This window comes from Nostoc sp., from assembly GCF_036916985.1.
GTDB lineage: Bacteria > Cyanobacteriota > Cyanobacteriia > Cyanobacteriales > Nostocaceae > Nostoc.
On the sequence record NZ_JBALFD010000098.1, the window covers coordinates 1 to 24,985 of the forward strand.

Annotated in this window: 19 protein-coding genes and 2 pseudogenes; 11 read left to right on the forward strand and 10 right to left on the reverse strand. The window is 41.8% G+C overall.

Features of this window, described 5'->3' with window-relative positions:
- Positions 1-624: 624 nt before the first annotated feature.
- The 4 genes from V7L07_RS33280 to V7L07_RS33295 all read left to right on the forward strand — a co-directional run bounded on the left by V7L07_RS33280 (position 625) and on the right by V7L07_RS33295 (position 3,971).
- A complete protein-coding gene (locus tag V7L07_RS33280; protein ID WP_334703271.1) occupies positions 625-792 on the forward strand; it encodes a hypothetical protein in 168 nt (55 codons plus the stop codon).
- 142 nt (positions 793-934) lie between these two features.
- Positions 935-1,249 carry a hypothetical protein gene (locus V7L07_RS33285; RefSeq protein WP_335063916.1) on the forward strand — a complete coding sequence of 105 codons (315 nt, stop codon included), beginning with the start codon at positions 935-937 and terminating at the stop codon, positions 1,247-1,249.
- 674 nt (positions 1,250-1,923) lie between these two features.
- The gene (locus V7L07_RS33290) at positions 1,924-2,289 is read left to right on the forward strand and encodes a cupin domain-containing protein (protein ID WP_335063917.1); all 366 of its coding nucleotides are present in this window, start codon (positions 1,924-1,926) and stop codon (positions 2,287-2,289) included.
- 545 nt (positions 2,290-2,834) lie between these two features.
- Entirely contained in the window at positions 2,835-3,971 is a 1,137-nt protein-coding gene (locus V7L07_RS33295; RefSeq protein WP_335063918.1) for a 5'-methylthioadenosine/S-adenosylhomocysteine nucleosidase, read from the forward strand.
- A gap of 105 nt (positions 3,972-4,076) precedes the next feature.
- Here V7L07_RS33295 and V7L07_RS33300 read toward each other — a convergent pair whose 3' ends face one another.
- From V7L07_RS33300 to V7L07_RS33315, 4 genes and pseudogenes are all read right to left on the reverse strand, one after another.
- Positions 4,077-6,389, reverse strand: a complete 2,313-nt coding sequence (locus V7L07_RS33300) for an NACHT domain-containing protein (protein WP_335063941.1) — start codon at positions 6,387-6,389, stop codon at positions 4,077-4,079.
- Positions 6,390-6,653: 264 nt separating this feature from the next.
- Positions 6,654-7,766 carry a sensor histidine kinase gene (locus V7L07_RS33305; protein ID WP_335063919.1) on the reverse strand — a complete coding sequence of 371 codons (1,113 nt, stop codon included), beginning with the start codon at positions 7,764-7,766 and terminating at the stop codon, positions 6,654-6,656.
- A 579-nt stretch (positions 7,767-8,345) separates the two neighbouring features.
- Positions 8,346-8,900 (reverse strand): pentapeptide repeat-containing protein, encoded by a 555-nt coding sequence (locus V7L07_RS33310; RefSeq protein WP_335063920.1) that lies wholly within the window; start codon positions 8,898-8,900, stop codon positions 8,346-8,348.
- Between the two features lie 622 nt (positions 8,901-9,522).
- Positions 9,523-10,154: pseudogene (locus V7L07_RS33315) on the reverse strand (IS630 family transposase); the annotation flags it as partial.
- A gap of 62 nt (positions 10,155-10,216) precedes the next feature.
- Here V7L07_RS33315 and V7L07_RS33320 point away from each other — a divergent pair.
- The gene (locus V7L07_RS33320) at positions 10,217-10,726 is read left to right on the forward strand and encodes a helix-turn-helix domain-containing protein (protein WP_335063922.1); all 510 of its coding nucleotides are present in this window, start codon (positions 10,217-10,219) and stop codon (positions 10,724-10,726) included.
- Complete coding sequence (locus V7L07_RS33325; RefSeq protein ID WP_442936109.1) at positions 10,711-11,277, forward strand: IS630 family transposase; 567 nt, start codon at positions 10,711-10,713, stop codon at positions 11,275-11,277. The genes V7L07_RS33320 and V7L07_RS33325 overlap by 16 nt, the downstream gene beginning before the upstream one ends.
- 9 nt (positions 11,278-11,286) lie before the next feature.
- On the opposite strand, the pseudogene V7L07_RS33330 reads toward V7L07_RS33325, so the two are convergent.
- From V7L07_RS33330 to V7L07_RS33340, 3 genes and pseudogenes are all read right to left on the reverse strand, one after another.
- Positions 11,287-11,763, reverse strand: a pseudogene (locus V7L07_RS33330) (helix-turn-helix domain-containing protein); the annotation flags it as partial.
- Between the two features lie 150 nt (positions 11,764-11,913).
- Positions 11,914-12,096 (reverse strand): hypothetical protein, encoded by a 183-nt coding sequence (locus V7L07_RS33335; protein ID WP_335063924.1) that lies wholly within the window; start codon positions 12,094-12,096, stop codon positions 11,914-11,916.
- A gap of 201 nt (positions 12,097-12,297) precedes the next feature.
- Entirely contained in the window at positions 12,298-12,879 is a 582-nt protein-coding gene (locus V7L07_RS33340) for a DUF4360 domain-containing protein (RefSeq protein ID WP_335063926.1), read from the reverse strand.
- 320 nt (positions 12,880-13,199) lie between these two features.
- On the opposite strand from V7L07_RS33340, the gene V7L07_RS33345 reads away from it, so the two are divergent.
- Complete coding sequence (locus V7L07_RS33345; protein WP_335063928.1) at positions 13,200-13,670, forward strand: hypothetical protein; 471 nt, start codon at positions 13,200-13,202, stop codon at positions 13,668-13,670.
- A 936-nt stretch (positions 13,671-14,606) separates the two neighbouring features.
- On the opposite strand, the gene V7L07_RS33350 is transcribed toward V7L07_RS33345, so the two are convergent.
- Both V7L07_RS33350 and V7L07_RS33355 read right to left on the reverse strand, forming a co-directional pair.
- Positions 14,607-14,810, reverse strand: coding sequence for a DUF7219 family protein (locus V7L07_RS33350; RefSeq protein ID WP_335063930.1), 204 nt, complete (start codon positions 14,808-14,810; stop codon positions 14,607-14,609).
- Positions 14,811-15,394: 584 nt separating this feature from the next.
- Positions 15,395-15,520: a hypothetical protein gene (locus V7L07_RS33355; protein ID WP_335063932.1), complete on the reverse strand. Its 126-nt coding sequence runs from the start codon at positions 15,518-15,520 to the stop codon at positions 15,395-15,397.
- Positions 15,521-15,872: 352 nt separating this feature from the next.
- Here V7L07_RS33355 and V7L07_RS33360 point away from each other — a divergent pair, with 352 nt between their 5' ends.
- The 4 genes from V7L07_RS33360 (at position 15,873) to V7L07_RS33375 (ending at position 22,926) form a co-directional block, all read left to right on the forward strand.
- Positions 15,873-16,142, forward strand: coding sequence for a hypothetical protein (locus tag V7L07_RS33360; protein ID WP_335063934.1), 270 nt, complete (start codon positions 15,873-15,875; stop codon positions 16,140-16,142).
- 171 nt (positions 16,143-16,313) lie between these two features.
- Positions 16,314-17,726: an efflux RND transporter periplasmic adaptor subunit gene (locus V7L07_RS33365; protein WP_335063936.1), complete on the forward strand. Its 1,413-nt coding sequence runs from the start codon at positions 16,314-16,316 to the stop codon at positions 17,724-17,726.
- A gap of 110 nt (positions 17,727-17,836) precedes the next feature.
- Positions 17,837-21,058, forward strand: coding sequence for an efflux RND transporter permease subunit (locus V7L07_RS33370; protein WP_335063937.1), 3,222 nt, complete (start codon positions 17,837-17,839; stop codon positions 21,056-21,058).
- Between the two features lie 17 nt (positions 21,059-21,075).
- A complete protein-coding gene (locus V7L07_RS33375; RefSeq protein WP_335063938.1) occupies positions 21,076-22,926 on the forward strand; it encodes an alpha/beta hydrolase in 1,851 nt (616 codons plus the stop codon).
- A gap of 842 nt (positions 22,927-23,768) precedes the next feature.
- Here the strand turns inward: V7L07_RS33375 and V7L07_RS33380 are convergent.
- Positions 23,769-24,587 carry a hypothetical protein gene (locus tag V7L07_RS33380; RefSeq protein ID WP_335063939.1) on the reverse strand — a complete coding sequence of 273 codons (819 nt, stop codon included), beginning with the start codon at positions 24,585-24,587 and terminating at the stop codon, positions 23,769-23,771.
- Between the last annotated feature and the right edge of the window lie 398 nt (positions 24,588-24,985).

Genomic DNA, 24,985 nt, shown 5'->3' on the forward strand with positions numbered 1-24,985 from the left:
ATGGCGAGGCAACTTTACTATCACTAATTTTTTACTGCTGCTAGGTGCTTTCCTCAGCTTACCTGCTTTGTATACCAATTAGATAGCTAGGGCATCCCGACTCTGGTGCGCTGTGACTTGCGAGTGCAGAAGATATTCACGGGAGACCATTTGGCCGTATTTGCTGCGGTAGGCGGGGAGAAAGCTGCACCAAACTCTATATGACCTATCCAAAATCGAGTACATTCTTAATTATAAAATAATTTAGCTTTTAAATAATTTGTATCAGAAAAGTACAAAGGCTTACATAGCTAATATTTGAAGGTAGAAAAAAATCTGCATTCATTGTCAACAAACCTCCTCAGACTTGAGGGTGTAGTCAGACTTTAAGAATACAATAATCAAAAAAGGTTTTGTAAAGATTTAAATATTTTTTTGATGATTGGATCTCAGATAAAATAGATAAATTATTTTTAAAGATTGCTAGATGAAATCAAAATAATGAGAATTTCTTTGATAATTATTTATTAAATATAGTTACTACCCAATTAGAGGGATGTTTACAGTTATAAATTGAGGTTAAATAATAGTAAATCAACCAAGAAATAAGTTTTTAACAGCAAAAATAAATCAGGAGAATAATTTATGTCTCTCTCAAAAATACTGAAATCAATTATAAATGGGGCTATGCAAGTAATCTCCTATATTTTAGGTGCAGTTAGTAGAATTTTTGGCCCTAGAGATGATGATTACCCAGCAACAGGAGTTCAACCTTTTGAAGGTGATATTGCTAATAATAAAGATAGGTATTGAGCGTACATAAGCGGCTCAGTAAGTTGCCCATACTAAAATCAGGTAGCAACAACGATCACTGTTACTGCTATTTAGGTTTTTAAAATGGGAGCTTTACTATCGAAGTGGAAAATCTCGACACAACTTTTTACAGGATAAAAGCATGAAACGTTTTACTCTCGCTACTTTAGCTATTCTGATCAGTGCTAGCTCTATTTTGGCTCTTTCACCAAATGCTAATGCTGAATCTCGTGAACAGTACTGTAGGGATCATCGTTGTGATGGCTATAATCGCGATCGCAACTATAATCGTGATTCTGATCGCAACTATAATCGCGATCGTAACTATAATCGTGATTCTGATCGCAACTATAATCGTGACCGTGGTAGCTACCAAAGGAGCCACGATCAGAATCATCGCCAACGTTACCGCTACTATGATCGCAGCACGCATCAGTGGCGTTATGGGTATCGCTAAATAACCCTGTTTTGTCATTCTGGGAGAACGCAATAGGTGAAAGGGTTACGGAGCTTAAGTTTCCACTTTTTATCTCCAATTTCAGTTTCTGGAGCGAGAATAAAGCCTCAAACCTTGACTAAATCAAAGTTTCAGAATTTGGCTCTTGATTATTGTTTTCCGAGAGTGGCAAAACAGGATAACTCTCAATACGGTTCGCTTAAAAAAGTTATCAGTCCAGATAAGCTGTTCTTGAGAGGAGGAGCAATCTGATCGCCCAGGAAAAAAGAATCATTAACTAAAGCGATCGCTTAAACTCTAGAATTCAGTTTGAAGAAGTGATTGTTCAACCTGAATTTTCCCGTTAAGTCTCTTTTGCAAGCTGCCAACCTTCACTCTTGTCGTGTAATTTTAATCAACCTCGTCATAGTACCTGGATACCAATAGGGGTTTTATGTCGATGTTCATTTCTCTTTACTTCCCCTGCTTTCCTTGCTAAAGATTGCTCTTTTCACGATGATCTCACTTTTTCGCGTTGCTCCCGTTCAGTTCCCACTCTACAACTGGCTAGAAATAAAACGAAAACACATAGAACTTGTAGAAAGTGGAAAATGTAGAAAACTTGCGTTGCTGCCTTGGCAATCCCTCGCCAGCCACAATCATTTATACTTATTTTTTTAAAGGGTTTTTAGACAGTGCTAGTACAAAAACTGAATGCGTGTGCAGAATTCATTACAGGTGATGGCACTCGACTGCGAGAATTATTACATCCTGATAAGCAACCTTTGAAATTACGATATAGTCTAGCTCATGCAGTAGTGTCAATTGGACAAACTTCTACACCTCATTCTTTAACAACTTCGGAAGTTTACTACATCCTTAGTGGTCAGGGAGAAATACACATAGATGATGAACTAGAGATAGTAGAAGCAGGAGATGCTATCTATATTCCACCGAATGCTAGACAATTTATTCGCAATTCTGGGGCAGAATCACTAGTATTTCTATGCATAGTTGATCCAGCATGGCGTAAACAAGACGAGACTATATATTCAAAGTAGAAACTAGTCATGATGAAAAACAAATCGATTAAAGAATCTGCGATCAAAGTTGGGCAGTCCCTACAAACAGGTGCAGGTACGAAAGAGATAGGGTTTCGAGGTTCAGAACAAAAAATAAGTGATCATTTCAGTAACGATTTTCCTTGCTTGTAGGCTCGGTTTGCCGAAGGATTGGCTTTATTTCTGATTACCTACACTGAATGATTTGTTTTCCGGGCGTGGGATTTGTGACTTCAATGGGCGATCGCTTATGAACTCCCGCGCTTTATACCGAGTGTACGCTGCATAAACATAGATTTTCATGGGGATTTAGGGCTGCCAGGTGAGGTTTGCTACCCCCTCAACATGGAATCACCATTCGGCATCAACCCCCTAGTAGTTCGCCAACCCAAAATTGCTGGGTGGAGGTCGGCAGAGGAGCAGGTTCGCTAGTGGGAGCAGAGGAGAGGCAAATACCAAGTTCTTTCCCCTCTGCCCCTCTGCCCCTCTGCCCCTCTGCTAACCACCTTTGCATTGTTTCCTTGGCAGACCACTAGTTATTGACCTTGCACCAAAGGCGGGGGGTCATCACTGCAAGCGATCGCAGTCTCAGCCATGTACTATACCAAAATCATTTTTTTGACAATATAAAAGGTACTAATATGCTCTCCTGGAAAATAAAACGTGCATGTACAATTGCCTTTGTATGTCTTTCTTTGACTGCAACTCAAGTAAGTGCGCGGGAAAGAAAAATAAAAGGTTGTCTGACAGAGTGTAAACCGCGTATCGGTATTCTCTCTGCATTTGGTCAAGAAGCAGATATTTTGTTGGCGGAAACTACTAATAAGTATCAATATACAATCAACGGCAATATCTTCACTACAGGAAAGCTAAGAGGTAACAATGTAGTGATTGTTTTGACTGGAGTAAGCGTCGAGAACGCATCAATGCTTACTCAATTGACGATCGATAACTTTAATATTAATCACTTGTTACTCAGTGGAATTGCTGGTGGTGTAGATCCAAATTATCACATTGGCGATGTTGCTATCCCTAGCAAATGGTCGCTGCCTTTAGAAGTCTACTGGAACCGTGACAGCAATATTCCAACTCCCTGTGGAACGCCAGGGGACTTGTTGTGTCTTGGCTTGAAGTTATCTACTTTTACTAGTACAGCAAATTCTGATTATCAAGTGCCAACAACAAATGGTTTGGTCGGTTCAGGCTTGTTTATGCGGGACACTTTTGTGAGAAATAGTTCAAACTTCCCAAATGGAGAGTATAAGTTTGATTATAAAGTTGACGCAGAAATGTTGGCTATCGCCAAAACACTTCGTCCGCAACTTGACAAATGTGGCCCGAAGCAACCAAATCTTTGTATATCAACTCAGCCAATGCTGCGGATTGGTGGTAGAGGTATAACTGCGCCAGCTTTTCTTGCTAATCCCGACTACAGAAATTATGTTTTTAAAACTATTAAAGCTGTATCGGTAGACATGGAAACTACAGCATTTGCTCACGTTGCTTATGCTAACGAAATTCCTTTCATTGCTTTCCGCAGTTTATCAGATTTAGCTGGTGGAGATGATTCTACAGATATTGGTGCGTTCTTCGGAAGCGGTTTAGCTGAGAGTAACGAAGCCAAAGTGACTCTTGGCTTTTTAGAGGCTTGGTCAAACACCCATAAAAACCTTGATGAATAGGAGATAAGCTCCCGATTTACTTAAACCAAATTACGTATCTGATTTTTCCCGTTATCTTTTCGTGGAGGTTTTGAGGCGGGCCTAAAGAATAATTAACCAAAAGAATTATTGCCATTCCCTATCCTCAAGTTCTTTTGTCGGCAACAATAAAGTGGCTTCAATTTCTTGCCTAATAGCAGCTGTCACCTCACAATTGCTATGTAGGCAATCGAGTAGTAACTGATTAGCATCATAGTAGCGTTGCAACACTTGCTCTTGCTCAGAGTTAAACTGCCACTGGTGGTTAATATTGCGGTAATTAATCACCGTTTTGTTTACCTGTTCAGCCCAAGCTGAATAGTTCGTTTGCGACCATAGCTCAAACCGTTGTTGACTTTGACCAGAATTTGGCAACTGGTCAGAGAGTTGTTGCAGGGATTTATGGAGTCCAACATCCAGAACAATACCCAGAATGTTGCTCATAGCATCTCCGCAGGCGTGGATGTGGGCAAAGCTTTGGCTCCCATCAATTGCACACTCCACGAGCAGGTCATCTAATGCCGCATCCAGAAACATCCCTTGGTCGAGGCTGCTGGCTAGGGCAAAGTGAGAAGCTATGTGAGGAGTCCGACTCAAAGCGAGGTAAAATGCTCTCACTGTCGCATCTTTTGATTGGGTAGGAATACTGCGAGATTTTTGGCTAGCCCAGGTCAAAAACTCTTGTAAATAAGCATCTTGGGCAACGAGTGTATCAATCTGTTGCTTCATCAACAGTACTAGAGAGTCTGCACTCCTGAGCATGGTAGCGGTTAACAAAAAGATTTCGCGCCAGTGCGGGTCGGTGATATGACTGACTAGACCGGATAGTGCTTGCCCAAATGCGTCTAAGTTATGGCTGGCAACAATTTTCCTTGCTGTGAAATATTCTTGAAATGCCAGATAGGAAAATGAAAAAATTCCTCGCGCCCGTTCTGCCAGTAGTCCATGTTGAGCCTCGATTGACTTTAGCACTGCTTCGCTTTCTATTTGCAGTTCTTCTGCATCCATTGGCACGTTGCTTAGATTGTCAATATAGTCACCAATGTATTGCTCAACGATGCGTTGCTCAAAAAAGTACTGACCCTGCTCAAATGTCGCGGCGGCAATTTGACTGAATAACTTGAGTTTTTGTGATAATAAAAACCCTCCGTAAACGTCATCCCGTTCAACGCCTCTGGCTTCATCCCATTTGCCTAATAGAAGGTCTAAACCTTCTTTATAAAAGTCAGTCCGCTTAGTCGGAAATTTTTCTTTACCGTGAAACACCCAGCAGGCAAGATGCAGAAATAGGGGTGTGACGACGAGTTGGCGAAATTGCCAATTTTCATCTAATTCCAACTTCTGAATAAACTTAACGGAGTGGGCAAGACCATCTTTAATGTTGGTCTTGGTAAAGGCCAGAAACCATTTTTGAGCGAAGGCTCGGATTTGTTCTAAGGTAAATGGGGCAATTTCAACATCGGTAAATCCTCGGAGTCGGAGTTTTTGAGCTGCTGTTCGACAAGTCGCCACGAACCGATTTTTGTGATACTTCTCTGAAAACCTCCGAATCTCGTTTAAGACAGGATTGCTTTGTTGGTTAAGAACTTCATCCATGCCATCAAGCAACAGTAATACCCTACCTTCATTCAGCAAGGTTTCGATGACTGAGGGATCGGAAATTCCAGATGTGATAAATTCCTGGCGGATGTAGTTTAATAGGCTGAACTCGTTGGTAATCTTAGACTCTTGGGCAAAGTTTCTCAGTGTGATCAAGACTGGTACTTGATTTGCCGCAAATGCGCTTTGGTTACATTGAATGGCAAGATGTTGCAAAAAGGTGGTTTTACCTACTCCTGGTTTGCCTAGCACCCTGAGCTTGGAGTATGTTTCAACTGCCTGTGTACCAGGTATTTGTTTCTCGTCAACTTCACCTAAGCCAATACGGTCAAATTCTTTGCGATCAAGGTTTTGCAGATCAGTGATCTCTAACCACTGAAGACTGGCAATTGACTCCAAAATATTCACATCTATATATATGTCATCGATCGCAACTGGACGGCCGATATCCAACAACTGCAAAATACCACACTGGTCTTGAATTTTGTCGAAGCGTTGCAATCGCACTTTCTGTACTAACTTATCAATATCGAGTACAGTCGGCTGGGCGTATTCTTCTCGTGACAAAAATTCTTCTGGAGGATTAGTCGCAATCTCCCGCCAATTCAGTGACAACACTGAACAAATTTCAATAAAAGTATGACGCTCAACTGGACGACCACTGAAAAACCGCCAAATTGGTTGTCTAGTCTTGAGGTTGACTTCTGCTGCTAGAGTGTCTTGTGTCCACCCTTTGCGAACAAACGCTCTTTTAGCCTCTTGAATCCCAGTGAGTGATGCTTCGAGCGATCGCTTGACCATCTGACGAAAACTTGATCCTAAAATCAAGCACTCAAACTTTTATTAACATCTTTCATCCTAGAGTTTTTTCTGTGGTGATCACTCTCTCCAAGGTTCAAGGATATACACAATTAAGAAAAAATACTCTAGCTCTTGGTAGTGGTAAATATGTAGTAATAATAGAGATTTAGTAACTAAAATTATTTATTTTTATCCAAAGCTAAAAATACTAGAAAAATAGTTGGAGTTTACATAAGTCAGAGCAGCGAAGATAGAGCTAGAGGATTATGTAGTGGGGAGAGAGGAGGAGGCTTTGGGTAAATCAATTGAGAAGACACATCCTTGATGGGGGATATCCTGAACTGAGAGTATACCTTTGTTTAACGATACGGCGCGTCGTGAGATTGTAAGCCCAATCCCTAATCCTGATTTATCTGTTCCCATCTGAGAAAAAGCTTTAAAAAGTTCTTCCGCCTCACCAGGCGGGAGTCCTCCACATTGATCCTCTATTTCAAGCAAAACACGTCTACCTACAGCCTTACCGCGTATCCATACAATCCCCCCCTGCTTCGTGAACTTAATAGCATTTTGAACCAGATTCGATAAGGCAGATATTATTAGGTGACGATCTATTAAAACCTCCAATTCCGGTGCTACCTCAACACGCACCTCAATTGATTTCCCACTTGCTTCAAACCATGCAGTAGCCTCAACTTCACTGACTAGATGAATAACTCGACATCTCTGATATTGTCCGGTTGATTCGTTCCGCAGTCGCACCTCAACAAGTGAACGATCAATAATGTCTCTCATCCGCTTATGGGCATTTTCAAGAATACGAGATGTACTTCCATTGGCTCCGACTTTCCCTGTGATTATAAGTTGGGAAGCTAAACTAGCAGAGGTCAACGCATTTCGCAACTCATGTGCTAGAAATCCAAGACGTAGAACCTCATCCCGCTCTGCATTCTCGCGCTGACCTCGATTAAACTCTGTAACCGCTTCAGCGATAGCGATATCCAGGCAGAAATTTAATCGATTGAATTCACGAGGGGATGCTGTTTCACTACTATTCTCCTGAATATACTGAGTGATAGCTTGACAAAGAGCGCCGTAGCCATGAACAACTTGAGAAATGCTGTAGCCAAGTTTTAACGACTCTTTCCCCCGGCGCTCTGCTGCGGCTTTGTGACGACTTTCTATAGAATTGTTATCTGGTTCCCTAGATTCATCTATATCAGCATCAGCACGTAATACCTCAATGAGTTCATCGTAGAACACAGGTAATCCTCTTTCCATTTCGTCGCTCGAACTCATGGAATCACCAAGACCCGTGATCTTTTTTGAACACAAGGCGAGAATTTCGTCACGTTCTGCTAAGAGAAATTCATGTAACATTATGAATGTTCTTAATTTTACATTTATTCTACCATCAGGATATCGCTAGAACAGCGATTGCCCAAGGGGCAGTGGCAGAGCCAATCGCACCCACCCCGATCCACCCCAGAACAATTTCTCATCCCCTCGCCGAGGCTAAGTATTTAACCCACATTACGCACGTCATTTTGTAATATAAAAAGCAATACAAAAATCTGGAAATAGTTACTGAATTATCGGAGTATAAATACTAAATTTCTATTAAGCTAAAACACATCTAATTTGCAGATTAAAATTTTATCAATATCTTGTGGGGTGGGCAACATGAGCGCCCTGATTATGCAACTTAAATGCCAATTAGCTTATCACTATATATTTATCACTAACAACATTTTTTCATTGTCTAGGCTGAATAATGCTACTGTTACAATACCAGATGTTTCTGAGGATAATGGTATTATCAACATCATTAAGATAGTGTTGATTACTGCCTGAACAAACGTTGGACAAACAACTTATGTGTCAGGCAGTAATTATCTATCATCGCAGCCCCATTATTGCCTTGATGTATAAACTTAGGTTAAAAATCACTCAAGTCACTTAATCGTGAACTGTTCCATCGGGCATTTTTGTTCCAGTTAATCCGACTCTCCGCATATTTGCCCCCTCCATATCTGCGCCAGTCAGGTCTGCCTTATCTAAATATGCCCCGTCCATATCTGCCCCAGCTAGCTTTGCCCCTTTCAAGTTAGCTTCACTCAGTTCCGCTCCCCTAAGATCCGCTCCGGTGAGGTCTGTCTCACCTAAGTTTGCCCCCCTCAAGTTGGCTCCACCTAGCTTGACACAGCTTAAATCAGCTCCACTTAAATCTGCTCCCGTCAAGTCTGTTCCACTCAGGTCTGCATCAACCATTTCTGCACTAATTAGGCATACTTCAATCATTCGTGAATCAGCAAAAGTTGCCTGATTGAGTTTCGCCTGACTAATATGTGCATCAGTCAGATATGCTCCCTTTAAGTCTTTACCAATCAAGTCCGCTCCCTTGAGATGTACCCCAATCAGATTTGCATTAGTCAGACAGACCTGAATTAAGCTTACGTTACTAAAGTCCCGTTCTCCTGCTGCGTATCGTCTCAGAAGTTCTGGAGTTTTCATAATAAAAAGCAATGATTTGCTTATTAAAGTTAAATAAATTATATCATTTAACCCATGAGTTTATTGTTAATTAATGTAAATAATTATCAATTATCGGCTGAAAGCGATGCCTGCGGCGGGCTACGCCTACGCTTATAAGAGTGACTAGCAACTTGGGTTATATCTGCGAAACAGGCTTCAAGAACTAAATATTTTCTCTTTTGCTTTCTCCTAAAAAATCGTTAGGACAACAAAAGGAATTTAAGGAGAGGGAATGGCGTAGGCGCAGCCCGCCGTAGGCATCGCTTTGGCGGTTAATTCCTCAAAGAGAGTTATATTGCAAAATTAATCTGGACTAGGTTTTTTCTGCATCGTTAATCAACTTATACAATTCAACTATCCATCAAACTCTTGTAAATACTCGATTTCAAACGTCCGGTTGTTACACTCTTCACAAGAAGAGCAATTAGAAATATTTGGAAATGTTTTTAATAACAGACTGCACAGTTAACCAAATGAATCTAGGCTCGAAAGTAAACATCTGTATCAAACAACACTAATGTCACATACGTTGATTAATTTAACATTGCCAATAGTCATTCAAGAAATTGAGAATGTCTTATAAGCTGATACGCAGCTAAATTTAATAAACAGCATTACCTTTATTTTTAATCTTGCGCTCCCATTTAATAATCAGACCTCCTTCATTTAACAATTTATTTAATAACTCTTCTAGCTGTGATACTGATTCAAACAATCTATGAGCTATATATTCTTTTGCTGAATGCCAAACTAATTCAATCAAATTATAATCAGGGCTATAAGGTGGTAGAAACTCAAGGATAATATTTGGCATTTCTGTCTTAATATGGGCTAAAATATCTTTTCTTTTATGGAAACTGGCATTATCTAAAATAATCACTATTTTCGCCGAACATTTATTAAAAGTCTCAGTTGGATTTCCTTGCTCTATCCATTCAAGGAATGAGAAAATTATTTAAAGATTTAAGCTGCTCATAAAATACATCTGCATTTCCTTTTTTAATCACAAAATTCATTCTTTTCTTGTCGTGATAACGTAACCCTCCCATAATATTTACTCTTCCTCTCCTTCTTTGCCCTGTGATTTGTTTTCTTGTACCTTTTTTACCCCAATTTTTTCTTCTTATCACTCTTAAACTAAATCCACTCTCATCCCAAAACCATACCTGTAAAAGCTCTGGAGCCTCCTTTGTTATTCTTAAATAAACTGAAGAATTTTTCTTTAAATGCCTTATACCAATTTTATATGAAGCTGCATATAATAGAGAAAACAAACTCGATAAATTAAAATAACCATGAGCCGCCCTTTTAAGATTGAAATCGCAGAGAGCGAAGAAGAACTTAAAAAACGTCTACAAACAGCAAATTTAGGAAATCAGAAAGAAAAGCTTATGATGCTGAGGTGGATAAAAAACGGGCAGGTTAAGGAGCAGCAAGAAATCGGACAACGCTTGGCAAAAGATACTTCAACGGTCACAAGATGGTTGCAGAAGTACAGAACTGATGGCATATCAGGCTTATTAGAAATTAAAAAAGCACCAGGAGCAAAACGGAAAATCGATGATGCTGCGATCGCAGCACTTGAGGAGGAGTTAAAAACAGGAAAGGGCTTTAGTAGCTATGGCGCAATAGTTGATTGGTTGAAACAAGAACATGGGCAAGATATAGAGTATGCAACGGTTTATGCGTGGGTTCGATATCGATTAGGAGCAAAACTAAAAGTGCCACGTCCTCAAAGCCACAAGCAGGATGAAAAGTTGGTATCTGAGTTTAAAAAAAACTCGGAATCATTCTTAATTGTCTAGAAGAACATTTAGCACCCGGCAAGTGTGTTCGCTATCTGTGCCAGGATGAAACTAGGGTTGGACTCAAAACTCTTACAGGAAAAGTCATTACAGCTTCCGGAGTCAAGCCCACTGTTAAGGTAATATGGCCTCGTGACAATTTTTGGATTTATGGAGCCATTGAACCGTTGACTGGAGACCATTTTCTTTATGAATACCCAAAACTGGATGGCGAGTGTTTTCAACAGTTTTTGGACTGGCTATCTGTGCAATTAGGTAGCGATTACGCTATTTTACAGATTGATCAAGCACCTGCTCATACAAGTTCAAAGCTCCGTTGGCCGGAGAATATTATTCCTCTGTTTCAACCAGCATCAGCCCCTGAACTCAACCCGATTGAGAGACTTTGGCAACTCCTCAAGAAACCGCTCAAAAATCAACTTTTCTCTTCTTTACAAGCTTTACGTGAACGCATCCAAGAAATATTCGACCAACTTTCATTTGAGCAGGTAATTTCAGTCTCTTCTTACAACTTTATCCTGGAAGCTTTATTCTATGCAGCTTCATATTAAATTGGTATTACGTATTTCAGGATTCTGTTTGTCCTCTAGGCTGTATTTTGCCCAAAGGTAAACGTACTTTTTTCGCTCTAATATTCTCCCAACTTGCGAACCACTTAACTTAATTCCTGTTATCTCTGTAAGGTATGTGGCTAGTCTTGCTGCTGTCCAACGGCCAAATTCATATCCATACTCAATTGGTTCTTTTTCAATTATTTCTAATAATAAATTCTCGTATTCTTTGGTAACTTTACGGAAGTTACCTTCTCTTCTTCCATCTAAAAAACTTTCTAAGTTATCTGGATCGCCGTGAACTGCCCAATATGCTACTGTTGGATATGCAATATCTAAAAACTTACTAATGTCTTGATAAGTTTTTCCATCATTCATTAATAATAAAATCAGAATCTTTTCTCTTACGTAGGGATTTTCATGCTCTTTTAGCGTTTTTAGTAGCCGTTCCTTCTGCTCTTGGGAAAGATGATTTTTTGCTGGCATAGATGGCTGATACTAAATTAATTACTTAATCTAATATTATACAATCTAGCTGCGTAACAGCTTATGAGTACCCTGAACATCCTTATCAATTAGCTTTTTCGATTCATGAGTTACGCCAAAAGTTAATTGCCCATATTCTAAGTCATGTCCCTAACCGCTATGTAGTCGAAGGGGTACAGGAATTATCCAGCACCCCCAAAAGCCGCTACTCTTTCCCTCTACAGGAGCGGATACATATAGAAACAGTGGTTCACGGTAGTATTCTGCATATCCTGCGCGAAAACGCTGATTGGCTAAGTCGCCAAATCCTAACTGTGTCTCTTGTTGGGTCAATTCTGCTCCCTATTCTGATTTAATCACTTCATACTCTTGGGCAACAATACAGTAGAGAATATATATTTTGCGCTAGGGTCAATATTTGCTTTTACGCTAGCGCAAAGTATGTACTGTACTCTGCGTTTACTATGAGTAAAAATCCCACTAGATAAAAGGTTTCAGAATAAATTTTCTGTGCCGGAATTATCCGGAAGTGTACTAGTTTTTACGACAGGTACGATATTTTATGTGATAAACCAAACCTCGGTGTGCAAGATCGAAGGAGTCAACAGTAGCCATCCCTTGACCTTTGGCAGTCATCGCAGTATTCACCCGCATATTTACACTGTCACCACAGCCCGACCAAACATTAGCTACCGTCGCCAAGCTATCTCGAACATTATAGTCAGTTTCGCCACTAAAAGTCCGAGAAAAGACTGGGCCGCGGGTACCAGCAAAAAAGTACTCTGCTCTTAGTGTCCCAGTGGTTCCGGGAGCAATATAACCCCGATAATCAGCATCATAAAGGGAAATTTGAAAACCTTGGGGTAATTTGATCGGAATACTCAAATTACAGCTTTTTCGCCTTTCTGCGGCGACATTTCCGATGGCTGCAAACTTGTCAAATAAAATGGTTAGCTCTTGACCATCGGGACTAATGCTCACACTAGCGGATTCATTGGGACAACCGCTACCACCATAACTTGCACCTAAAATTTCAACTTTGGCATCAGCAAAGGCGGGGCTAACTGAAGCAGTAATTAATGTAACGGCAGCAAGAAATACTTTTACAAATTTCATAATTTTTTGATCGCGAATCTACTAACCAGATTTACTGTGACATTCTGCTGTTGGAAATCAAGGTTGAATTGCGTCTAGGTTGTATAAGTTGTACTGAAAGCCTTCAAATCGTTACAAAAATCTCAAATTTAGTTGCTTAAAATTAGGATTCCAAGAGTACTATGGATATCTGAAGGTGGCAGCTATAAGCTCTCCAACACAATAATTAAAATGAAAAGCTTAAAAGCGCTCTCTCGCTACAATATCCTTGCTACTCTATTCTTATTCTGTTAGCTACCAAAAATCGAATTACTGAAAAAATAATGGGAGTGTAAAACAGTATGGTAATAAAACATCAAGAAAAAATTATTACCCTTTGGATTGTTTTCTTGTTGGGACTTCTCTTTCACAGTCAGTTGGGATTAATGCCTCTTTTTCACGGTCTTAGTGTGGCTGACTCCCACGCACAAAGCATAGCAGAAGTTGCCCCGATTATGTGGTTAATGTTGGGCTTTTTTGTGTTCCCGATGGCTGCGATCGTTGCTACTGTGTTTACTGACTCAAGTCGCTACCGAAGCATTCACTTTGGTTTAACCGTATTATATACCGTACTAAATTTTTGCCATCTTGTTGCAGATTTAGTGGTGCAACCGATCGCTTGGTATCAGGTTGTGCTTATGCTGATTTTGTTCATCATCGGTCTGTTACTCAACCTTGTTTCCTTCCAGTGGATGAAACTTCGGCTGCTTAAAAGACCTCCAAAGAATAAATTATCTCAAAGAGAACAAGAGACAGAATTTATTCAAGAATAATGATCTATGGGTAGAGGCATACAGATGTATACTTCTGCTATAGCCAATTTATATGTTGTAAATATTTTTTTAAATAGAATTACACCATACGACAGATAAACGCTTAAAAGTTATTAAATAAAGGTTAAAAATAAAATATTTTAGTAAAACTTGTACAACTTATACACCAATCAAACGCTTGGTTAAACATGATCTCTAATCTGAGAGTGTCATACTAACCTTTGTCAATTTGTTGATAAAGGTTAGTCAAATATATGCTTAATAAAGCTTTATTAACAAGTCCTCGCAAATTGAGTATATCTACAACAATCAGTCAATCGATGATGAGTAAGCATTTTTGCCCTAACTGTTCAGACATTTTACTCCGTCATGTACGTTTGGGAGGACTTTACTGGCGCTGTAGTTACTGCTATCAGGAAATGCCCTTTTAGAAAACGAGGGTGGTATGCTAACGCAAAATTGTTCGCGTAGCGTCTCGCCAAGAAAAGAATGGGAAAATGGTAATAAGAAATTTAATAAACCTCGACCCAATACTTTTCGGATAAACCCAACAATCTCTCTTTTGATCTGGGGAAAGGTTAAAGGCGAAGGGGTAAGGGTTTGAATTTACCTTTACCCCTTCCCCTTTCTCCCTTAACCTAAAAGTATTGAACCTCGACCGAGAAGAGTCGTTACACGGTCGGGGCAATCAAAGCGCCCTTTTTTAGAAAGTGGGCGCTTTGAATTTATCCACTAGTCTACTGGACGGCAGCACTTCCACTGGACTACTTACCAGTTCCGCTAATGGGGACTTGAAATCATCCATTTTCCCCCAGCGCTAATATGTTGTGCATTTTCATTGTCAGCTTTACACAGCAAAGATTTTAAAAGTTAAGTGGCGGCTAAGGACAGCCTCGCTAATTTCGCCCCTACTTATTAGTCTTTGACATTGCACTGTCAAGAGTTTTCGCCAATTCTAAGTTCCTGTTTGGAACGCTTGAGTGCTTCAAATAAGACCTGAATCTGGGTGTAAGCCTCTTTGTGGGAAATTGTACCTTGGTTGCTTAATCCATAGATGTCGCTAATCTGGTGCGTAAATTCCTGTAAATTAGCGTTAAAAAGGAGGTTCTCTAGGGTAAATTTTCCCTTGTAGCTATTCATAAACTCTTGCTCTAAAGATAATTAAAAAGACTGATTCATTATTGGTTCCTATGCCCATTTGTGTCGAAAACTATAAGTTCAATGAGAACAGGCTTGTTACATCGGTTGTCGTCAAAACTTATTCGGCCGTAATCGCACAGATGTTATTCATAATCTTTCTGTACGCGATTAGGATTTTCAGCGCCAAATATGACTGAAGAAATCGTAGTCTTAGAGGAGGCGAGACTTGTGGGTAGGTCGAATAAAGATTAAAAGATAACCTCCTGATTAGGTCAAATAAAAAGCTCTTTTCCTGTAATATGACAGAGCGTTGTTTGTTTTGCTCATTTAGTGATTGACTACGAGATAAAACGTAAGCTTTGAAGAACGTATAAGTTAACAGTTTTCCCCACTCTTCCCAGTCAAATATTATGTAAGAGCAATTATGTCTTGAAAAGGGGTTAAATAGCGTGTTAATTGTATAACTTCTACTAAAACGTTCAAAAGGTAGAGGTTATATTGGGCAAAATTTGTAACTATTAAATGTGCGGCAAAAAAACTCAAGATGAGATTCAATTTTAACTTGACAATAATCTAGCCAAATTTCAGAAAGCTACTGCAACCTTCCTAGCGATCGCCACCATTGAAGAGGCTGAAAAAGCAACCTTAGAAGCGATCGCCGCTAGACTAGATGCCGAAGCCGCTGCGGTAACTACAAAGAAGTAAGACACGATTAAAATAAATTGTCCGGGTTAGGAATCCCGAAACACGAGGTACTGAAGTACGAGACTCAAATCCAAGCAGGCGAGTTCATAATCGTTAGCAACGAGGATGTCAGTTAGGTGAGGCAGATGCTAGACAAAATCAATCAGTCATGGAATCAGTATGTCGGTCGCTGTCTAAGGCTTTGAACCAATGGGGCTAAGTTAAAATACAGCCCTTTATCCGGACTGTTTAAGAGCCTCCAGTCCGGGAATTCTCCTACCCCAGCAACGGGTATGTTGCAATACCGCTTAGGTTTTGCCTAAAAAATAAAAATGTGTAGGTTGTGATAAGACTAATTATTAAAAAAAGCATATATATATGAATAGATTATCTCCCACTGATATCACAGTACACTCCCAATTTCTAGCTTCAGTGACTGAACAACTAAATCAAATTAACCTCACCCAACAAACAAACCAATTTGATAGTTTGTTTGTTGCCTGTCTTTGTGTCGCAGCAGTCTTCTTCTATATCGGAGTTCGGGTTAGAAGGCGGCACAAAATACGCGATGAACTAATAGCAATCCGGCTACGGCAAATTCAAATCCTAGAAAGAATTTGGCAAATGGCGGCTGAACGCAGAGATTAAGCTGCCAATATTTTTTGCTTTAGCGCTGCCAAAAATAATCCCAAAGATCACTGCTTTAGGTGCAGAGTTTCTGCTGTAGTTTATACCAATTTAAAAAATATTTACGGTAGATTCAAACTTGGAAACCCAGATTTAATCTGAATTACGAATCTTGACGGAGTTGAATATCTTATGTCACTCGATCGCCCATTTGAATCTGTATCTTCTGAGCCAACTGCTGATCTGAAAAACAGTGCTGCAAACCGCTCTGGTTCAGTCTTAGCGCCAGTCTCAACAGATCCGATCAATACTGAAGAAACCGCTTCTAAACCCCCGCGACAGCGCAAGACATGGCTTTGGGTCATACTGGCAGTTCTACTAATTGGGGGTGGGGGCTTTGTGGGCTGGCAATTATTAGGCAACCGAAAAGCTCCGCCAGCAAAAGCGCCACCACCTCTTCCGGTTAAGGTGCAGACTGTTGAATCGAGTCAAGTTCAATCTACCTCCGAGTTTGTTGGCACATTAGAAGCCCAGGAACGCGTTTCGCTTCAGCCGCAAATTCAAGGGCGAATCGAACGCATATTTGTAGCCAGTGGCGATCGCGTCAGCAAGGGAACGCCGATTCTATCTTTAAGTTTGGATCAGACTACAGCCAATGTCTCCAGCGCCATTGCTACGGTTAACTCTAATCGGGCGGCTGTAGTAACCGCCCAGGCACAACTTGAACAACAACAAGCCAATGAAGTTAAAGCCGCCGCAGATGTGAAATTACAGCAAGTGCAGTTCCAGCGAACCAAGATGCTTGTAACAGAAGGCGCACAGGCAAGGCAAGAACTCGATATTGCTCAAAACAACTTAGATGCAGCGATCGCTACCCTAAATGCTGCTAAAAAGCAGGTGAACGCCAGTCAAGCCAGTGTCAAGCAAGCACAATCGAACGTGCAGCAAGCCCAGACTCAAGTTGCCTCAAATCAAGTGAATCTCAACCAAAAGCAGGTGGTTGCACCGCTTGATGGTATTGTGGGCGATTTCTCCGTCAAAGTAGGCGATTACGTGAATATTGGCGGAGCCTTGACCACAATTACCAAAAACGATGCCCTAGATATGCGAATTTCGGTGCCATCCAACAATGCTGCTCAACTGCGTCGGGAATTACCTGTACAGCTACTGGATGCCAACACAGGTAAGCGTTTAACTACTGGCGGCATTAACTTTATCTCGCCACAAGTGAGTACATCTCAATCTATTTTAGTGAAAGCTCGATTTGCTAATTCCGGTGGCAAATTGCGGGATGGGCAATATGTTCGCGCTCGGATTGTCTGGAGCCAGCAACCAGGGATTTTGATTCCAACTCAAGTGGTGAGTCGCATTGGTGGACAGAATTTTGTCTTTGTAGTGGAAGAAGACAAATCTAAGGAAAAAGTGGCGCAAGAAGACAAGTCAAAAGAAAAGCCGCAATTCGTTGTCCATCAAAAACCTGTGAAGTTGGGCGAAGTGCAAAGCGATGCCTATCCAATTTTAGAAGGAATTAAACCAGGCGATCGCCTAGCGGTGTCTAATATTCTCAAACTGCGAGATGGTGTCCCCGTTCAACCACAACCTTAGAAGCGGCCGACAGGCGGCGCACCACCTGCCAGGAGTGAAACAAACATCTTTCTTCCCCCACTCCCCACTCCCTACTCCCCATTCCCTGTATTTCTTGAGAGTTAATCATCATGTCGATCGCAGACACCTTTATCAAGCGACCTGTCTTATCAACGGTTTGCACCATCCTAATCTTGCTGATTGGTGGCATCTGTATTCCTTTGCTGCCGATTAACAACTTACCAGAAATTGCCCCCATTCAAGTGCAAACCTCTAGCGTCTATATTGGCGCAGATTCTCAAACCGTTGAAGATACCGTCTCAACGGTGATTGAGCGGCAAGTGAACGGGGTTGAGGGGATGCAGTACATGACTTCAAGCAGTGGTAATGACGGCTCCAGCACCATTTCAACTCTGTTCGATCCAGCTAGCAACCGCAACATTAACCAAGTTAACGTGCAGAATCGAGCTGCGATTGCTGAACCAACTTTACCTGAATCTGTGCGGCAAACTGGATTAACTACCCTAGCACGTTCCAACAGCATTCTCCTAGTTTATGGCTTCTATGGCGAAAATAGCGAGTATGACAACATCTTTTTGAGTAACTATGTTGACCTATACATCACCGATGCTATCAAGCGAGTCTCTGGTGTTGGGGATGCAACTTTGGTTGGGGAACGCCAATATGCGATGCGGCTATGGCTTGACCCCAACGCTTTAGCCAGTCGAGGATTAACGGCAACGGATGTCACCAGTGCCCTAACTTCTCAGAATGTTCAGGTGGGGGCAGGGTCAATTGGTCAAGCGCCCACGAAGACGGATCAGAAATCGAATTTCCCACTCCGCATCAATAGTAGATTAAAAGATGTCAAGGAATTCGAGAATTTGGTCATCAAGTCCGACACTAACGGGACACTGGTTAAACTTAAGGATGTGGGACGAGCCGAGTTAGGCGCGAAGGATTATACAACTTCGGCATTGGTACAGGGCAAACCCGGCGTTGCGATGTTGATCTATCAGCTTCCGGGTAGCAATGCGCTGAATACTGCCAAAGCCGTGGAAGCGCAAATTGCAGAGCTAGAGAAAAACTTTCCTCCAGGGGTGAAAGCCGTCATCTGCTACGACACCACCAAATTTGTGGAAGTCTCAATCGAAGAAGTACTCAAGACGCTGATGGAAGCCATCGCCCTAGTAGTGCTGGTGATTTTCATCTTTTTGCAAGATTGGCGGGCGACAATCATTCCGGCGATCGCTGTTCCTGTATCCCTGATTGGTGCATTGGCCTTTGCCTATCTCTTCGGCTTCTCACTCAACACGTTGACCATGTTTGGATTAGTACTGGCAACAGGTCTGGTGGTAGACGATGCCATCATCGTGGTAGAGGGGATTGCTGCCAAGATGGAACAAGGCTTAGACCGACGGCAAGCGGCTTTTGAGGCGATGGGGGAGCTTTCTGGGGCGGTGATTGCCACCTCCTTGGTGCTGATGGCGGTATTTATCCCAGTATCCTTTTTTCCGGGCGCGACCGGCATCATGTATCGGCAGTTCGCATTGATCATTATCTTCTCCATCGGCATTTCCTTATTCAATGCCCTGAGTTTCACCCCCAGTATGTCTGGACTCTTCCTGCATCATACCGAGGGTGAAGGGCGAGGGCCGCTGGGCTGGTTTTTTCGTCAGTTCAACCGGGGCTTTAGCTGGGTACTGGAGCAATACGAGAGTCTAAGCAAGTTCCTGATCCGCATCCGCATGTTCGTGCTGGGGCTATTTATCCTCGGACTGGCGGCAACGGCGTTTATATATATTTCCGTCCCCAGTGGATTTGTGCCAGATGAGGATCAAGGTATTATCGTCGGTCTGATTCAGGCTCCCGATGGTGTTTCCCTCGCCTCCACCGAAAAAGTTGTTAACACTGTGTCTCAAACCCTGAAAAAAGAAGTGCCGGAGATGGAAGCGTCTCTAGTCATTGCTGGTTTTGGTCTGAATGGCAATGGCCCAAATCAGGGGACATTTTTCTTTAGGCTGAAAGATTGGAAAGAGCGCCAGGGTGACGAACATTCAGTGAAGGCCATCGTGCAACGGCTAAATGGCATCTTTGCCCAAAATCAGGATGCGTTAATCTTTACATCCAACCTGCCCGCCGTCTCTGGCTATGGGGTAACGGGTGGCTTTGAATTTCAGCTTCAAGACCGCACCAACGGACAACTGAGTATCGATCAATTTCTGGCGATCGCCCAACAAATAATTGCCAAAGCCAATCAAAATCCTATCTTGCGCCAAGTGTTCACTCAATTCACAGCTAGCACTCCCCAGTACCAAATTGACATTAACCGCGATCGCTTAGAAGCCCTCAATGTCGATTTTAGTGAGGCAATGAATACCCTGGGCGCTTACATGGGTGGGCAGTATGTCAACGATTTTACCTTCTCTCAGCACAGCTATCGAGTATATATCCAAGCAGATGAACAGTTTCGGAACTCTCCAGACAATATTGGTCAAATTAATGTCCGTTCCCGAAGTGGTAATCTGGTGCTACTGAATGAAGTCGCCAAAGTGACTCCCATTACTGGGCCCCAAACCATCAACCACTTCAACTTATTCCGCTCCATCAAGATTCAAGGCAATGCTGCCCCCGGTTACAGTTCTGGGCAAGCAATTGCGGCGATGCAGCAGACCTTTAAGGAGATCGACCAGCCCGGTTTGGGTTATGACTGGACAGGAATTTCTAGAGAAGAAGCCAAGTCTGGCGGACAAACAATTCTGATCTTTGGTCTTGGTATCGTGGCTGTGTTTCTCATCTTGGCAGCGCAGTACGAAAATTACATCGACCCAATCATCATCCTACTGACAGTACCCTTTGCGATTTTAGGCGCTCTGTTATTTGTCTCAGTGCGCGGGTTAGTCAACGATTTGTACTGTCAGGTGGCATTGGTGATGCTGATTGGTTTGGCGAGTAAGAACGCGATTTTGATTGTAGAATTTGCCAACCAATCGCGGGAGAAAGGAATGACCATCGCCCAAGCCGTACTCCATGCAGTTCAACAACGGCTCCGCCCGATTCTCATGACCACCATCGCCTCCCTGTGTGGATTCCTTCCCCTACTACTGTCATCCGGGGCTGGTGCAGCCAGCCGGACATCCCTTGGTACGGCGGTGTTTGGTGGGTTATTTATCTCCGTGATCATGAGCCTGCTGCTGGTGCCTGTCCTTTATGTGGTGGTCAAAAACCTCACAGACTTTACCTCTAAAGGTAAGCCACCCCAATCGCCTGAACCTACTCAATCTGGAGAATTAGCTTTGAATGGAAAGAGTCAAGGAACAGTCGTCAAGTTTCAGGGAGATGCCCCTGCTTAACTGTTTGAGAGCAGCCCTTGTTTCTTGAAAGCGATTGGGATGCGTTCTCCGAAGGAGTTGCCGCAGGCATCGCTCTCAACCTTGACTTCCAATACCATTTCTATACAAGTACTGCCCGTGCTTTAGAAGACACGAGTCTGTTTGTGATTCATATTACTCATTCACAGGATGCTATGAAACTTAAAATTCCTTCTTGGGTCGGTATCACTATCGGGCTGTTGAGTATGGGAATGATGCCAGCTCTCGGTGCTGAACAAATAAAATTTTCTTACAGTCTTTTAGAATTTTCTCTTCCTGTTACTGATTTAAAAACTTACGCTCAAGAAGGTAAAATTAGCAGTCAACTAGCATCATATAAAAAGTACCTTAAACCAGAGGATATTGCTCAACTGCGTCAGGTTTTGACTGAAAAACAAAAATTAAGTCCCGTAGCAGTCTCTCAATTTCTCTATTCAGAAATTGGAGAATCGATGTTAAAATCTGCGGGTGAATTGATTCAAACAGATTCAAGACAAAACGGTTTTTATGCAATTCGTGCGGCGTTGATTCTAGCGGCGGCTGATCCAGAGGGATTAACACTCCTGAATACGATGCGCTACTTCCCTTCACAGAGTATTCGGATTAACTCCCAAGAGCTTTTGGCACTGATGAATAAACTTTCCACTCTGAACAAGGAGACAAGTCAAGCTCTCTCTGTAATTGAGCAACAGTCTAATACAGAAATATCGACTGAACCACCTGTAGATATCTCAAAATTACCGCAGTTATACAACAAGTCAGGGCCGTTTTCTTGGCAGAAGAGAGCGATCGCATTTGTGGATACTAATCGTAAATCCCTGACTGGAAGTATTAAAACTAGAGTCATTCAGACAGATATCTATTTACCTGAAAGTCAAACACCTGCACCAGTTGTAGTCATTTCTCATGGACTAGGCTCCGATCGCGATAGCTTTGCTTACTTGGCAGAAAATTTAGCATCCTATGGATTTGCTGTTGTTGTTCCTCAGCATCCTGGTAGTGATTCTCTCCAAATGGAAGCACTACTCATAGGTAAAAGCCAACAAGTATTTGCAGACACAGAATTAATTGACCGACCCTTAGACGTAACTTTTGTGCTTAATCAATTAGAGCAGCGTTCAACATCTGATCCCTGGCTACAAGGAAAAATCAACGTTCAACAAGTCGGTGTGATTGGACAATCTTTCGGTGGTTACACAGCCTTAGTCTTAGCTGGCGCACGCATCAATATTAATCAGTTGCACAAAGATTGTAAATCTGAACCCGATTCGGTCAATGTTTCGTTGTTGTTGCAGTGTCGTGCTTTAGCACTGGGAAAAAATTCTCCTGATTATGAACAGATACAACAAAACTTAAGTAACCTAGATTTACGCGATCGCCGAGTTCAAGCTGTGATTGCTCTGAATCCAATTACTAGTAGTATTCTTGGGCAAGCAGGTCTGAGCCGAATCGAAATTCCTGTAGTCATTGCTGGTGGAGCCTCAGACACGCTTACTCCCGTCTTGTTGGAACAAATACAAGCATTTTCCTGGTTGACTACCAAAGACAAGTATTTGGGTATTGGTGACAAAGGGACTCATACTGATTTGATTGGTGGTGTGAGTAGCGTAATTTTACCATCTTCTAACCGTTTCTCTGGTTTCTCTGGACGTGACCCAGAATTGGGACGCATTCATCTTCAGGCTTTTAGTACAGCTTTCATGAAAGTATATCTTGCTCACCAGACTCAATATCGTCCTTTTCTAAGTACATCTTATGTGAAGAACTCAAATCGGGATGAACCAGTCAAGGTTTATTTCGTCAGGTCGTTACCACCAGGATTTCCCCAAGAATTAGTTCGTCATAAATGAGAATTAAATAATTAACCTTATCTAAGTTGAGAACTGTAGTTTTCGCCCTCACCCTAAATCCCTCTCCCAAGCTTGGGAGAGGGACTTTGAAATTCGCTCCCCGAATCCCAAATTTTGGATGTTGTCGTGCTGATGGCACGAACCTATCCTACTATTCTAAAAATCCCTACTTTTTTCCTTAAAATGTGCTTGAAAACCTTGAGTTTTCGTTATCAGTTCTCAATAAGCTGAAGCTTTATAGCACAAATATTATTAGTGGGATAGGTTCACGTTAGCGTACCACCCCCGTTTTCTAAACGGGCATTTCCTGATAGCAGTAACTACAGCGCCAGTAAAGTTCTCCCAAACGCACATGACGGAGTAAAATGTCTGAACAGTTAGAGCAAAAATGCTTACTCATCATCGATTGACTGATTGTTGTAGATATACTCAATTTGCGAGGACTCGTTAAGAAAGCTTTATTAAGCATATATTTCACTAAACTTTGTCAATTTGTTGATAAAGGTTAGTATGACACTCTCATGTTAGAAATCATGTTTAACCGAGCGTTTGATTGGTGTATAACTAGTACAAGTTTTACTAAGATATTTAATTTTTAACCTTCTGCGATCGCGGTCTGTGGTTATGCAACGGCAACGCTAGCAGTATTTTTTGTTGATCAGGATGCCGAAAATCAATACTTCTCGGTTAAGGGGAAAAGGGGAAAGGGAAAAGGGAAAGAAAAAACCTTTAACCCAAACCCAGTACCCTTTTCCCAAAACCCGATTCCGAGTTAAAAATGCACAAAGCGAGAAGTATTGTGCCGAGATTGATCAAGCAGAACTAGCAGGTGCAAAATCAATTCAAGCCCTGACCGTAACAATATGCAACTGCCGTAACCTCACACATAGCTGCTGCATGAATTGGCAATCTTCATCAAGCAATTCCAGTGATTTCAGGTGTTCGATTTTTACGGTGTAGTCGCCGTCCCATGTCTGGACTGTACAGCTATAGTCTCCAACATGAGTTACCACGCCCCAATAACCTGCTTTACCCCTCAAGTCTGGGTTATCCTTTGGCAAAAGAATGCATATTTCACCAATGTGGTAAGGATTGGGTACTTTCGTGCTTTCGCGTATCCTATCCACTACGTCTTTTACTATGCGACCGGATGGAATTTTATTGCCAGCTTGCTCTACTGCCTGTTGCCATACATCCGCTTGTACAGCCGGTTCCAATTCAGCTTTCGCCAAAAAACGCAATTGTCGTTCGTTGGTCGGCATTGGGATTTGCCGACCAATGGTCGGCAAAAACTTTTGAAGATTTTCATAAACGACAGTTGCCGAAATCTTCAAGTAAGCCGCGTCACGACTATAATTGAAGCGTTCGCGGCAGTATTCTTCAAAAGTCCGGTGCGTGGAACGGTACAGCCGTCTGTCCCTCAACTCCATCAACGCCTGACCTGCTGACAAAAATGCCTTTTCTACCTGACGTTCCAATTGCAAGCGTAAGCTTTGTTCTTCTTCGGTCAACTCTCTTATTTCAACAGCAGTAACCGTAATCGTTGCTGAGGCTGGGTTGTCTTCGCTAGAAGTATTTTCAGGAGCAGAGTCGGTGGCTGGCTTTGGTTCACCAGATGCCACAGGGATAACTTTCTTGCGTCTAGATGGTGGTTTGTTCATTGCCCCACCTCTAGGCTGACAGCAGTCGAACAAATATTGAATTGTGTCATCATGAAATATAGTGTTTTTATTTCTGCCCCCATCCTTTAAACAGGTTGGGGTTTTTCATTGCTTTTTATATTTTGCACCGATGAAAGAATACTTTGACGAAAATCAGTTGAAAGAATACTTTGACGAAAATCAGTCTAATACCACAGTTAACAAGAAATACTTCAGTTGTCAGGAGCCTGAATTCAATTCTGATTTCTGACTTGTGCCAGCTGAATTCAATTTCAGCTTATTCTAGAAAATACCCTCTTCAGCACATGGGTAAAACAACGGCTAATGCTTGATTATTTAACGGCGGGTATTGCATTTTGGATGACTTTGTTTGGAGTACAAGAGTCGTTGTTAGAATT

Bases quoted from the DNA above. Each gene is read 5' to 3' on its own strand.
- V7L07_RS33280 (WP_334703271.1), top strand. From the start codon at position 625: ATGTCTCTCTCAAAAATACTGAAATCAATTATAAATGGGGCTATGCAA.
- V7L07_RS33285 (WP_335063916.1), top strand. From the start codon at position 935: ATGAAACGTTTTACTCTCGCTACTTTAGCTATTCTGATCAGTGCTAGC.
- V7L07_RS33300 (WP_335063941.1), bottom strand. From the start codon at position 6,389: ATGGTCAAGCGATCGCTCGAAGCATCACTCACTGGGATTCAAGAGGCT.
- V7L07_RS33305 (WP_335063919.1), bottom strand. From the start codon at position 7,766: ATGTTACATGAATTTCTCTTAGCAGAACGTGACGAAATTCTCGCCTTG.
- V7L07_RS33310 (WP_335063920.1), bottom strand. From the start codon at position 8,900: ATGAAAACTCCAGAACTTCTGAGACGATACGCAGCAGGAGAACGGGAC.
- V7L07_RS33320 (WP_335063922.1), top strand. From the start codon at position 10,217: ATGAGCCGCCCTTTTAAGATTGAAATCGCAGAGAGCGAAGAAGAACTT.
- V7L07_RS33340 (WP_335063926.1), bottom strand. From the start codon at position 12,879: ATGAAATTTGTAAAAGTATTTCTTGCTGCCGTTACATTAATTACTGCT.
- V7L07_RS33345 (WP_335063928.1), top strand. From the start codon at position 13,200: ATGGTAATAAAACATCAAGAAAAAATTATTACCCTTTGGATTGTTTTC.
- V7L07_RS33350 (WP_335063930.1), bottom strand. From the start codon at position 14,810: ATGAATAGCTACAAGGGAAAATTTACCCTAGAGAACCTCCTTTTTAAC.
- V7L07_RS33360 (WP_335063934.1), top strand. From the start codon at position 15,873: ATGAATAGATTATCTCCCACTGATATCACAGTACACTCCCAATTTCTA.
- V7L07_RS33365 (WP_335063936.1), top strand. From the start codon at position 16,314: ATGTCACTCGATCGCCCATTTGAATCTGTATCTTCTGAGCCAACTGCT.
- V7L07_RS33370 (WP_335063937.1), top strand. From the start codon at position 17,837: ATGTCGATCGCAGACACCTTTATCAAGCGACCTGTCTTATCAACGGTT.
- V7L07_RS33380 (WP_335063939.1), bottom strand. From the start codon at position 24,587: ATGAACAAACCACCATCTAGACGCAAGAAAGTTATCCCTGTGGCATCT.